Genomic DNA, 12,381 nt, shown 5'->3' on the forward strand with positions numbered 1-12,381 from the left:
TCGGGTTTAACGCTCGCTACTGCCTTCTTGTTCCGGGCCACAGTTTTCGTCTGCAATTTCCTGGAATTTCTGGCGCTGCTGCTCGATTTCCTCAGGGCTCAGATACCGGGTTTCACCGTTTTCCTCCACGCGGATACGAGCGTTGCTGTTGATCACCTCAAGATTGGAGCGTGCCGTGGCGCAATTGGCTTCGCGCTGTTTCCGGCGAGCTTCCTCAACCGCAGATTCTTCTCGTTGCTGTTGCTCTGCCGCCTGCTGCTCCTGCAGTTCGCCCAGCTGTTCCTGGGCGCTTCGCCGCTGCACACCAGCACCCTGACTGGTGCCGGAACGAACGTTGACCTGCTCTGCGTTCTGGCCGGTTGGCTGCCGGTCGCCAAAGTGCGTTACACCGTTCTCGTCTGTCCACTTATAGACCGAAGCGCTGGTCGCAAGGCCGGGTGCGGCCGCCATCAATACCGTCAGCAATAATATTTTTCGGTTCATGTCTCTGCTCGTCACTTGGTTACTGCCTGTGGCTATCATGCCATCGGATGGCCGGATTTTCCTGTCTCTGGTTCAAAATCTTGCACGCAGTTTTGCACAGTATGGCAGAGAGAGGCGAATTCCGGGGTAATTAAGCCACAGCGCCTATTGACAGCGAGTTTCCCGCTGTCAGAATTACCGATTGCCTGAAGACTGGGGTCAATACGGCAGGCAATCCCGAGCGAGTATCCCCCGTTAATCACCACACTGCGTTCGCCAGCGCTTGGCGGGCCTTGGTTGTTGCTTACGTGCAACCCGTTGATTGGCCGTTCTCCGCAACCCTCAGGAGGGCGGCTGGCCAGGAGACAACCTCTTTAGTTTTAGTGTGGAGGAGTACGCCGGTTCCGCTTTCACAAGAAGCAGGGAAACCGAGAATCCAGGCAACCGGGGCGTAACCCGGCTCATTCACTCGTAGAAGAGGGTAGAAAATCGTGGAGTTATTGTCTGGCGCCGATATGCTGATCCGCTCCCTGCAGGATGAAGGGATCGAATACATATACGGCTATCCGGGTGGTGCAGCCCTTCATATTTATGATGCGCTGTTCAGGCAGGACAAAGTCAAGCATATTCTGGTTCGGCACGAACAGGCGGCGGTCCACATGGCCGACGGCTATGCCCGTGCAACCGGAAAACCAGGTACCGTACTGGTGACCTCGGGTCCTGGAGCCACCAACACTATTACCGGCATTGCCACCGCGTTCATGGATTCCATCCCCATGGTGGTTCTGTGCGGCCAGGTTGCATCCACCCTTATTGGTGAGGATGCCTTCCAGGAAACCGATATGATCGGTGTTTCCCGTCCGGTGGTTAAGCACAATCTGAGCGTTCGTCACCCCGAGGAAATCCCTGAGGTAATCCGCAAGGCATACTACATCGCTGCTACCGGTCGTCCCGGTCCGGTTGTGGTTGATATCCCGAAGGATATGACCACACCGAATGAGCGCTATGAGTACTCCTATCCCAAGAAGGTCAAGCTGCGCTCCTATAACCCGGCGGTTCGTGGCCATGCCGGTCAGATCAAAAAAGCCGTCGACATGCTGATGGCGGCCAAACGCCCGGTCATCTATGCCGGCGGCGGTGTGATCCTGGGCAAGGCTTCCAGCCAGTTGACCGAGCTGACCCGGACCCTGGGCTTCCCTATCACCAACACCCTGATGGGCATCGGTTGCTATCCGGCGACTGACAAACAGCACCTGGGCTGGCTGGGTATGCACGGTACCTATGAAGCCAACATGGCGATGCACCATTCAGATCTGATTCTCTGTGTGGGCGCGCGCTTTGATGATCGCGTGACCAACGCCACCGAGAAGTTCTGCCCGGGCGCGCGCATTATTCATATCGATATCGACCCGGCATCTATCTCAAAGACCATAGATGCAGACGTGCCCATTGTCGGCCCGGTGGATGCGGTACTGAAAGAAATGCTGTCGCTGGTAAAAGAATCCAGGGACAAGCCGGATGCCGAGGCGCTGGCATCGTGGTGGAAGCAGATTGAAGAGTGGCGCGCGTTCCACGGCATGCGTTACGAGACCAGCCCGGATGTAATCAAGCCCCAGGAAGTGGTCGAGATGCTCTGGAAGCTCACCAATGGTGATGCCTTCGTAACCACCGATGTAGGTCAGCACCAGATGTTTGCTGCCCAGTACTACAAGTTTGACAAGCCGAACCGATGGATCAACTCCGGTGGCCTCGGCACCATGGGCTTCGGCCTGCCAGCCGCCATGGGCATCAAACTGACCCATCCGGAAGATGAAGTGCTGTGCTTCACTGGTGAAGGCAGTATCCAGATGAATATCCAGGAACTGTCCACCTGCAAGCAGTACGATCTGCCGGTGAAGATCATCAACCTGAATAACCAGGCTCTGGGCATGGTTAAGCAGTGGCAGGACATGAATTACGAGTCCCGCCATTCCCAGTCTTACATGGAGTCTTTGCCGGACTTCATCAAGCTGGCGGAAGCGTATGGTCATGTGGGTGTGCGCATTGATCGCAAGGAAGACCTGGAGCCCAAGCTCAAGGAAGTCCTGGCCATGAAAGACAAACTGGTGTTTGTCGATATCTATGTGGACCGCTTTGAGCATGTCTATCCCATGCAGGTCGCTCGAGGATCCATGAAAGACATGTGGCTCAGCAAAACGGAGAGGGTGTGATCATGCGTCGAATCATTTCTGTTTTGCTGGAAAACGAACCCGGCGCACTGTCTCGTGTGGTTGGCCTGTTTTCGCAGCGCAACTACAACATCGAAACCCTGACCGTAGCGCCCACGGAAGACGAAACCCTGTCTCGCCTGACTGTCACCACGACAGGTTCCGACAAGGTGATCGAGCAGATCACCAAGCAGCTGAACAAGCTGATCGAAGTGGTCAAGCTGGTGGATCTGACCGAGGGCGCTCACATAGAGCGGGAGCTGATGCTGGTCAAGCTCAAGGCAACCGGATCCCAGCGTGCCGAGATCAAGCGCACGGTGGATATCTTCCGTGGCCAGATTGTGGATGTCACCAGTTCTGTCTACACCGTGCAGCTTGCCGGCGACAGTGAAAAGCTGGATGGCTTCATTCAGGCAGTGGGCACTTCGGGTGTTCTGGAAGTTGTTCGCACTGGCGTATCTGGCATTGCCCGTGGCGAAAAGGTACTCAGCCTGTAAGGGCTGCCGAAACAAATCGAAAATCATGGCCCCGAGGGGCCATTACATACATATAGAGGTTTCTCATGCAGGTTTATTACGATAAAGATTGTGATCTTTCCATCATCCAAGGCAAGAAAGTTGCCATTCTGGGCTTCGGCTCTCAGGGCCACGCCCACGCGTGCAACCTGAAGGATTCCGGTGTAGACGTGGTTGTTGGTCTGCGTTCCGGTTCATCCTCCATCGCCAAGGCTGAAGCCTATGGACTGAAGACCAGCGATGTGGCTTCTGCCGTTGCATCTGCAGACGTGGTCATGGTTCTGACGCCGGACGAGTTCCAGGCCCAGCTGTACCGTGAGGAAATCGAGCCGAACCTGAAGCAGGGTGCTACCCTGGCCTTCGCTCACGGCTTCGCGATTCACTACAACCAGATCGTTCCGCGCAAAGATCTGGACGTGATCATGGTTGCCCCGAAGGCTCCGGGCCACACTGTGCGCACCGAGTTCACCAAGGGCGGTGGTATCCCTGACCTGATTGCGATCTTCCAGGACGCGTCCGGCAACGCCAAGAACGTAGCCCTGTCCTACGCCAGCGGCATCGGCGGCGGCCGTACCGGTATCATCGAAACCACCTTCAAAGACGAAACCGAAACCGATCTGTTCGGTGAGCAGGCGGTTCTGTGTGGTGGCGCGGTTGAGCTGGTTAAAGCCGGCTTCGAAACCCTGACCGAAGCGGGCTACGCTCCGGAAATGGCGTACTTCGAGTGTCTGCACGAGCTGAAGCTGATCGTTGACCTGATGTACGAAGGCGGCATCGCCAACATGAATTACTCCATCTCCAACAACGCCGAGTACGGTGAGTACGTAACCGGTCCGGAGGTGATCAACGAGCAGTCCCGCGAAGCCATGCGCAACGCACTGAAGCGCATCCAGAGCGGCGAATACGCCAAGATGTTCATCTCTGAAGGTGCCCTGAACTATCCGTCCATGACCGCTCGCCGTCGCCAGAATGCGGCTCACGAGATCGAGACCGTGGGCGAGAAGCTGCGTTCCATGATGCCGTGGATTTCCGCGAACAAGATCGTGGACAAAGACAAGAACTGATCCGGATTTTCGGTAAGGTTTGGAAACGCGGCCCCTTGTGGCCGCGTTTTTCGTTTATACTCCGCCCAAATGCTTTCCGGAGTTTATGGAATGACTGAAGAAAAGAATACCGTGGAAAAATCAGAAACCAGGAAAGCCGCAGATCCGGAAATTGAGCCCGGTGAAGTGGTTGAAGAGGAGCTTGTTGAGGGGACCAAGGTTCGTCGCAAAGGCATTTACCTGCTTCCCAACGCGCTGACGACTGCCTCTCTGTTCTCTGGATTCTATGCGATTGTTTCTGCCGCCAATGGTGTCTTCGACAATGCTGCTATTGCCATTTTTGTGTCCATGATTCTGGATGGGCTGGATGGCCGTGTCGCCCGGATGACAAATACCCAGAGCAAATTCGGTGAGGAATACGACAGCCTTGCCGACATGGTGGCCTTCGGTGTTGCGCCCGGCCTGGTGGCCTTTTTCTGGTCCCTCAACGGATTGGACAAAGTGGGCTGGGTGGTTACGTTCATCTACGTGGCTGGCGCAGCATTGCGGTTGGCTCGGTTCAATACCCAGATCGGCTCCGTGGACAAAAAATACTTTGTGGGCCTGCCCAGTCCATCGGCAGCTGCCTGTGTTGCGGGGCTGGTGTGGTGTTTCCACAGTTTCGAGCCATCGTCCTGGCTGACGTTGCTGACAATTATCGTTGTGGCCGGAACCGGTGTGCTGATGGTCAGCAATATTCTTTACCGCAGCTTCAAGGATCTCGATCTTCGAGGTCGGGTGCCTTTCGCGGCAATACTTCTGGTGGTGCTGGTGTTTGTGGTGATCGCCCTTGATCCCGCCACCGTACTCTTCACCGGGTTCCTGATTTACGCACTTTCCGGCCCGGTCCGGGCTCTGTTCCGTCGCAAGCCGGCCCGCGCTCGGTAGGACTTACCCCTCGGCCGAGTGAATCGGCCGGGAATTTTCTCGGGAACCTCCGGTCAGTTACCTCAAGTAATGAATTGGAGGTTCCCGATGCTTATCAAGCGCCGCCCGTCGTGGGCTCTGTCAGAATCTGAAGTGACGCCTGAGTCCGTCTACCTGAACCGGCGGAAATTCATGGCCGGGACGATGGCATCCGCTGCGGCGCTGACCATGCCGGCCCTTCTCAAGGCGGAGGAGGGCGGAATTCCTGGCGACGCCCTGCAGTATAAGGCCATGCCGGCGTTTTCTACCGACGAAAAGAAAGCGCCTTACCCCGCGATTACTTCCTACAACAACTTTTATGAGTTTGGTACGGACAAAGGCGACCCTGCGCGCTATGCCGATGCCATGTCGGTCGATCCCTGGTCTGTATCTGTCGAAGGTGAATGTGCAAAGACAGGCGCCTATGCGCTGGAAGATCTGCTGAAGCCTCACCAGTATCAGGAGCGTATTTACCGGTTGCGTTGTGTGGAAGCCTGGTCGATGGTGATTCCGTGGGTCGGTGTGCCGTTGGCCGAAGTGCTCGCCAGTCTGCAGCCGACATCAAAAGCTAAATACGTCTACTTCGAAACGCTTCATGATCCGGACCAGATGCGTGGGCAGCGCTCCATGTTCAGCGTGATTGACTGGCCCTACCGGGAGGGGCTCCGGATGGACGAGGCCATGAACGAGTTGTCGTTTCTGGCCATTGGTTTGTACGGCAAGACCCTGCCAAACCAGAATGGTGCGCCGATCCGCCTGGTTGTGCCGTGGAAGTATGGCTTCAAGAGCATCAAGTCGATCGTCCGTATCCGCTTCATGGAGGAGCGACCCAAGACCAGCTGGGAGATGATTGCGCCTGAAGAGTATGGCTTCTATGCCAACGTGAATCCGGAAGTGGATCATCCGCGCTGGAGTCAGAAACGTGAGCGTCGCCTGCCCTCTGGTTTGTTGAGTCCGAACTGGATCGAGACAGTGAAGTTTAACGGCTATGGTGAACAGGTCGCTCATCTATACAAGGATATGGATCTTTCCAGGTATTATTGATGGCATCCAAGGCTTCTCGTCAATTTCCCTATGCTCCGGTTAAAGTCCTGGTTTTTCTGTCCTGCCTGATTCCGCTCGCGTTGATCGGGTGGGACATCCAGAGTGGTAATCTGGGGCCTGATCCAGGCCAGACCATTACAGAAGCGCTCGGTATCGCAGCGTTCCAGTTTCTACTGATAACGCTTTTAATATCGCCATTGCGGAAAATCACAGGTTGGGCCGGTTGGCTCCGATTCCGCAGGATGCTGGGCCTGTACGCTTTCTTCTATGCGACTTTGCATGTGCTCGCCTTTCTCCAGTTTATCCTTGGTTGGTTTGATCTCTGGGCAACCTTTACCAAACGCCCCTATATCATCGCGGGCGGGTTGGCCTTCCTGTTGATGGTTCCGCTGGCGGCAACGTCTACCAGAGGCATGATGAAAAGAGTGGGGCGTGGCTGGAAACCATTACATCGTCTTATCTACAGTTCGGCGGTTCTGGCCTGGGTTCATTTCCTGTGGCAGGCACGCAGCGATGTGACCGAAATGATGATCTACGGGTTGGCGCTGGCTGTAATACTGGGTGCCAGGGTGTACTGGTCTGGTTTCTCCACCCTCATTCCTCTGAAAAGAACGTGATTTTGGTCAAGTTCTAAACGTTTTGGTGGGTGTTTGATCACTCGCATAGGTGGAAACCGAAGCCCGGTAAAATAAATTGAAAATGGGCGTTGACAGTTTTCCTGAGGGCTGTAGAATGCGCACCACTTCTGAGGGACACGGCAGACAACGCCGGTTCACGAGGAACGCAACTGCTTGAAAGTGTTCGAAAATTTGCTTCAAAAATTCTTCGAAAAAAGTGGTTGACAGGGCAGCGGAACGATGTAGAATACGCGGCCTTGATTGAGCAACAGCTCAAACGCTCTTTAAAAAGTTAACCAAGTAATTCGTGTGGGCGCTGGCCGAGGTATTTCGGACACGAAATATCAGGACAGTGACTCGTCGAAATTGAGTTTTGTCTTGAGCAAGAATTAAGAACTTTCGGGTTCTTGTATGATTTAAACTGAAGAGTTTGATCATGGCTCAGATTGAACGCTGGCGGCAGGCTTAACACATGCAAGTCGAGCGGTAACAGGGGAAGCTTGCTTCCCGCTGACGAGCGGCGGACGGGTGAGTAATGCTTAGGAATCTGCCCAGTAGTGGGGGATAGCCCGGGGAAACCCGGATTAATACCGCATACGTCCTACGGGAGAAAGCAGGGGATCTTCGGACCTTGCGCTATTGGATGAGCCTAAGTCGGATTAGCTAGTTGGTGGGGTAAAGGCCTACCAAGGCGACGATCCGTAGCTGGTCTGAGAGGATGATCAGCCACATCGGGACTGAGACACGGCCCGAACTCCTACGGGAGGCAGCAGTGGGGAATATTGGACAATGGGGGCAACCCTGATCCAGCCATGCCGCGTGTGTGAAGAAGGCTTTCGGGTTGTAAAGCACTTTCAGTAGGGAGGAAAACCTTATGGTTAATACCCATGAGGCTTGACGTTACCTACAGAAGAAGCACCGGCTAACTCCGTGCCAGCAGCCGCGGTAATACGGAGGGTGCAAGCGTTAATCGGAATTACTGGGCGTAAAGCGCGCGTAGGTGGTTTGGTAAGCGAGATGTGAAAGCCCCGGGCTTAACCTGGGAACGGCATTTCGAACTGTCAGACTAGAGTGTGGTAGAGGGTAGTGGAATTTCCTGTGTAGCGGTGAAATGCGTAGATATAGGAAGGAACACCAGTGGCGAAGGCGGCTACCTGGACCAACACTGACACTGAGGTGCGAAAGCGTGGGGAGCAAACAGGATTAGATACCCTGGTAGTCCACGCCGTAAACGATGTCAACTAGCCGTTGGGACTCTTGAAGTCTTAGTGGCGCAGCTAACGCACTAAGTTGACCGCCTGGGGAGTACGGCCGCAAGGTTAAAACTCAAATGAATTGACGGGGGCCCGCACAAGCGGTGGAGCATGTGGTTTAATTCGACGCAACGCGAAGAACCTTACCTGGCCTTGACATCCAGAGAGCTTTCCAGAGATGGATTGGTGCCTTCGGGAACTCTGAGACAGGTGCTGCATGGCCGTCGTCAGCTCGTGTCGTGAGATGTTGGGTTAAGTCCCGTAACGAGCGCAACCCCTATCCCTGGTTGCTAGCAGGTAATGCTGAGAACTCCAGGGAGACTGCCGGTGACAAACCGGAGGAAGGTGGGGATGACGTCAGGTCATCATGGCCCTTACGGCCAGGGCTACACACGTGCTACAATGGCGCGTACAGAGGGCTGCCAACTCGCGAGAGTGAGCCAATCCCTTAAAACGCGTCGTAGTCCGGATCGGAGTCTGCAACTCGACTCCGTGAAGTCGGAATCGCTAGTAATCGCGAATCAGAATGTCGCGGTGAATACGTTCCCGGGCCTTGTACACACCGCCCGTCACACCATGGGAGTGGATTGCACCAGAAGTAGTTAGTCTAACCTTCGGGAGGACGATTACCACGGTGTGGTTCATGACTGGGGTGAAGTCGTAACAAGGTAGCCGTAGGGGAACCTGCGGCTGGATCACCTCCTTAAACGAAGCCGAATGCTTCGGTCAGAGTCCACACGAATTACTTGGTTGGCTAATAAAGAGAGCAGATGGGTCGTTGCAGGCCCGTGTTTTGGGTCTGTAGCTCAGGTGGTTAGAGCGCACCCCTGATAAGGGTGAGGTCGGTGGTTCAAGTCCACCCAGACCCACCAGAATTGTTCAGCTCGTCGTTGTCGAAGTACTTGCATAGCAGGCTATGCGGCGCACTTCGACGCCTAGATCTGATCAATTCTTGTAGATAGCTTCTTGGGGCTATAGCTCAGCTGGGAGAGCGCCTGCCTTGCACGCAGGAGGTCGGCAGTTCGATCCTGCCTAGCTCCACCAAACTTTACTGACTAACTTCGGTTAGCAGTGTACAGAAACGAATGTTTCATATCGATGAAGCCTTCCTTTCTGATCACTGGGTCAGATTTGCTCTTTAACAAATTGGACGAGATAGAACACGAATATTTTTCTCTCATTATCTCCGAGAGAAAATGTTCAAAGTGATAGCGATTTCAAGCGTTATCCGGTGTTGTCGTTGAAGTGGTTGTTCTATTGCTTCAAGTGACTGTCTCGAAGATGCCTCGGAATCAGGCTTGCCTGGTGATGGGTGTGACTTCGCGATCAGTTGTCTTGGGGTTATATAGTCAAGCAACTAAGCGCATACGGTGGATGCCTTGGCAGTCAGAGGCGATGAAAGACGTGGAAGCCTGCGATAAGGTTCGGGGAGCTGGCAAACGAGCTGTGATCCGGACATCTCTGAATGGGGAAACCCACCAACCTTCGGGTTGGTATCTTACACTGAATCCATAGGTGTAAGAGGCGAACCAGGGGAACTGAAACATCTAAGTACCCTGAGGAAAAGAAATCAACCGAGATTCCCTAAGTAGCGGCGAGCGAACGGGGACCAGCCCTTAAGCTGAACAACTGGTAGGAGAAGGCTCTGGAAAGTGCCGCCATAGTGGGTGATAGCCCCGTATCCGAAACCTGAGTTCAGTGAAATCGAGTAGGTCGGCGCACGAGAAACGTTGACTGAACATGGGGGGACCATCCTCCAAGGCTAAATACTCCTGACTGACCGATAGTGAACCAGTACCGTGAGGGAAAGGCGAAAAGAACCCCTGTGAGGGGAGTGAAATAGACCCTGAAACCGTATGCGTACAAGCAGTCGGAGCAGACTTGTTCTGTGACGGCGTACCTTTTGTATAATGGGTCAGCGACTTATGTTCAGTGGCGAGGTTAACCGTTTAGGGGAGCCGTAGGGAAACCGAGTCTGAATAGGGCGAATTAGTCGCTGGGCATAGACCCGAAACCGGGCGATCTATCCATGAGCAGGTTGAAGGTGCCGTAACAGGCACTGGAGGACCGAACCCACTGTCGTTGAAAAGCCAGGGGATGACTTGTGGATCGGAGTGAAAGGCTAATCAAGCCCGGAGATAGCTGGTTCTCCCCGAAAGCTATTTAGGTAGCGCCTCGGACGAATACCACAGGGGGTAGAGCACTGTTTGGGCTAGGGGGTCATCTCGACTTACCAACCCCATGCAAACTCCGAATACCTGTGAGTACTATCCGGGAGACACACGGCGGGTGCTAACGTCCGTCGTGAAGAGGGAAACAACCCAGACCGCCAGCTAAGGTCCCCAAGTACCAGTTAAGTGGGAAACGATGTGGGAAGGCTCAGACAGCTAGGAGGTTGGCTTAGAAGCAGCCACCCTTTAAAGAAAGCGTAATAGCTCACTAGTCGAGTCGGCCTGCGCGGAAGATGTAACGGGGCTCAAACTGGTCACCGAAGCTGCGGCTGCATACATTGTATGCGGGGTAGGGGAGCGTTCTGTAAGCCTGCGAAGGTGTGTTGAGAAGCATGCTGGAGGTATCAGAAGTGCGAATGCTGACATGAGTAACGACAATGCGGGTGAAAAACCCGCACGCCGGAAGACCAAGGGTTCCTGCGCAACGCTAATCGGCGCAGGGTGAGTCGGCCCCTAAGGCGAGACCGAAAGGTGTAGTCGATGGGAAACGGGTTAATATTCCCGTACCTTGGATAGCTGCGATGGAGAGACGGAGAAGGCTAGGTGAGCCGGGCGACGGTTGCCCCGGTTTAAGCATGTAGGGAGTGGACTTAGGCAAATCCGGGTCCACAATCCCGAGACGCGACGACGAGTGCCCAAGGGCGCGAAGTCATTGATGCCCTGCTTCCAGGAAAATCTTCTAAGCTTCAGGCTATTCGAGACCGTACCCCAAACCGACACAGGTGGTCAGGTAGAGAATACCAAGGCGCTTGAGAGAACTCGGGTAAAGGAACTAGGCAAAATGGTGCCGTAACTTCGGGAGAAGGCACGCCGGTGTGTACGTGAAGCCCCTGCGGGTGGAGCGGAAGCCGGTCGAAGATACCAGGCCCCTGCGACTGTTTATTAAAAACACAGCACTCTGCAAACACGAAAGTGGACGTATAGGGTGTGACGCCTGCCCGGTGCCGGAAGGTTAATTGATGGGGTTAGCATTCGTGCGAAGCTCTTGATCGAAGCCCCGGTAAACGGCGGCCGTAACTATAACGGTCCTAAGGTAGCGAAATTCCTTGTCGGGTAAGTTCCGACCTGCACGAATGGCGTAACGATGGGGGCGCTGTCTCTACCCGAGACTCAGTGAAATTGAAATCGCCGTGAAGATGCGGTGTATCCGCGGCTAGACGGAAAGACCCCGTGAACCTTTACTATAGCTTCACAGTGAACTTTGAGCATGCTTGTGTAGGATAGCTGGGAGGCTTTGAAACCGGGACGCCAGTTCCGGTGGAGCCAACCTTGAAATACCAGCCTGGCATGTTTGAGGTTCTAACTCTGGCCCCTTATCGGGGTTGAGGACACTGTGTGGTGGGTAGTTTGACTGGGGCGGTCTCCTCCCAAAGCGTAACGGAGGAGCACAAAGGTGGGCTAAGCACGGTCGGACATCGTGCGGTTAGTGTAATGGCACAAGCCCGCTTGACTGCGAGACAGACACGTCGAGCAGGTACGAAAGTAGGTCATAGTGATCCGGTGGTTCTGTATGGAAGGGCCATCGCTCAACGGATAAAAGGTACTCCGGGGATAACAGGCTGATACCGCCCAAGAGTTCACATCGACGGCGGTGTTTGGCACCTCGATGTCGGCTCATCACATCCTGGGGCTGAAGCCGGTCCCAAGGGTATGGCTGTTCGCCATTTAAAGTGGTACGCGAGCTGGGTTTAGAACGTCGTGAGACAGTTCGGTCCCTATCTGCCGTGGACGTTGGAGATTTGAGGAAAGCTGCTCCTAGTACGAGAGGACCGGAGTGGACGAACCTCTGGTGTTCGGGTTGTCACGCCAGTGGCATTGCCCGGTAGCTATGTTCGGACAGGATAACCGCTGAAAGCATCTAAGCGGGAAGCCCCTTCCAAGATGAGATCTCCCCGAGGCCTCGAGCCTCCTGAAGAGCCGTTCAAGACCAGGACGTTGATAGGCCGGGTGTGTAAGCGCTGCGAGGCGTTGAGCTAACCGGTACTAATTGCTCGTGCGGCTTGACTATATAACACCCAAGACAATTGCGGATAACGCAACAAAAGAAATCGATCATCACTCAGA

Annotated in this window: 7 protein-coding genes, 2 tRNA genes and 2 rRNA genes; 10 read left to right on the plus strand and 1 reads right to left on the minus strand. The window is 54.6% G+C overall.

The features are described 5' to 3' along the window. Window positions 1-6 precede the first annotated feature (6 nt). On the minus strand, window positions 7-483 hold the full coding sequence (locus OZ656_RS04175) for a DUF4124 domain-containing protein (RefSeq protein WP_199452557.1): 477 nt from the start codon (window positions 481-483) through the stop codon (window positions 7-9). Between the two features lie 470 nt (window positions 484-953). Between OZ656_RS04175 and OZ656_RS04180 the strand changes: the two genes are divergently transcribed. The 10 genes from OZ656_RS04180 (at window position 954) to OZ656_RS04225 (ending at window position 12,325) form a co-directional block, all read left to right on the plus strand. Next, on the plus strand, window positions 954-2,672 hold the full coding sequence (locus OZ656_RS04180) for an acetolactate synthase 3 large subunit (protein ID WP_011784400.1): 1,719 nt from the start codon (window positions 954-956) through the stop codon (window positions 2,670-2,672). A 2-nt stretch (window positions 2,673-2,674) separates the two neighbouring features. After that, window positions 2,675-3,166, plus strand: a complete 492-nt coding sequence (ilvN, locus tag OZ656_RS04185; protein WP_011784401.1) for an acetolactate synthase small subunit — start codon at window positions 2,675-2,677, stop codon at window positions 3,164-3,166. A 65-nt stretch (window positions 3,167-3,231) separates the two neighbouring features. Then, the gene (ilvC, locus tag OZ656_RS04190) at window positions 3,232-4,248 is read left to right on the plus strand and encodes a ketol-acid reductoisomerase (protein WP_114434758.1); all 1,017 of its coding nucleotides are present in this window, start codon (window positions 3,232-3,234) and stop codon (window positions 4,246-4,248) included. A 90-nt stretch (window positions 4,249-4,338) separates the two neighbouring features. Then, window positions 4,339-5,154: a CDP-diacylglycerol--serine O-phosphatidyltransferase gene (gene pssA / locus OZ656_RS04195; RefSeq protein ID WP_114434757.1), complete on the plus strand. Its 816-nt coding sequence runs from the start codon at window positions 4,339-4,341 to the stop codon at window positions 5,152-5,154. An 87-nt stretch (window positions 5,155-5,241) separates the two neighbouring features. Then, complete coding sequence (msrP, locus tag OZ656_RS04200; RefSeq protein ID WP_199452556.1) at window positions 5,242-6,216, plus strand: protein-methionine-sulfoxide reductase catalytic subunit MsrP; 975 nt, start codon at window positions 5,242-5,244, stop codon at window positions 6,214-6,216. Next, the gene (locus tag OZ656_RS04205) at window positions 6,216-6,833 is read left to right on the plus strand and encodes a sulfite oxidase heme-binding subunit YedZ (RefSeq protein ID WP_199452606.1); all 618 of its coding nucleotides are present in this window, start codon (window positions 6,216-6,218) and stop codon (window positions 6,831-6,833) included. The genes msrP and OZ656_RS04205 overlap by 1 nt, the downstream gene beginning before the upstream one ends. A 418-nt stretch (window positions 6,834-7,251) precedes the next feature. Continuing rightward, a 16S ribosomal RNA gene (locus OZ656_RS04210) occupies window positions 7,252-8,792 on the plus strand. A gap of 89 nt (window positions 8,793-8,881) precedes the next feature. Beyond that, a tRNA-Ile gene (locus tag OZ656_RS04215) sits at window positions 8,882-8,958 on the plus strand. 96 nt (window positions 8,959-9,054) lie between these two features. Next, a tRNA-Ala gene (locus OZ656_RS04220) sits at window positions 9,055-9,130 on the plus strand. Between the two features lie 303 nt (window positions 9,131-9,433). Then, window positions 9,434-12,325, plus strand: a 23S ribosomal RNA gene (locus OZ656_RS04225). Together the 16S and 23S rRNA genes with 2 tRNA genes alongside form the textbook arrangement of a ribosomal RNA operon. Window positions 12,326-12,381: the final 56 nt, after the last annotated feature.

It is taken from the genome of Marinobacter sp. LM1, from assembly GCF_042763285.1.
In the GTDB taxonomy this organism is placed as follows: Bacteria; Pseudomonadota; Gammaproteobacteria; order Pseudomonadales; family Oleiphilaceae; genus Marinobacter; species Marinobacter nauticus.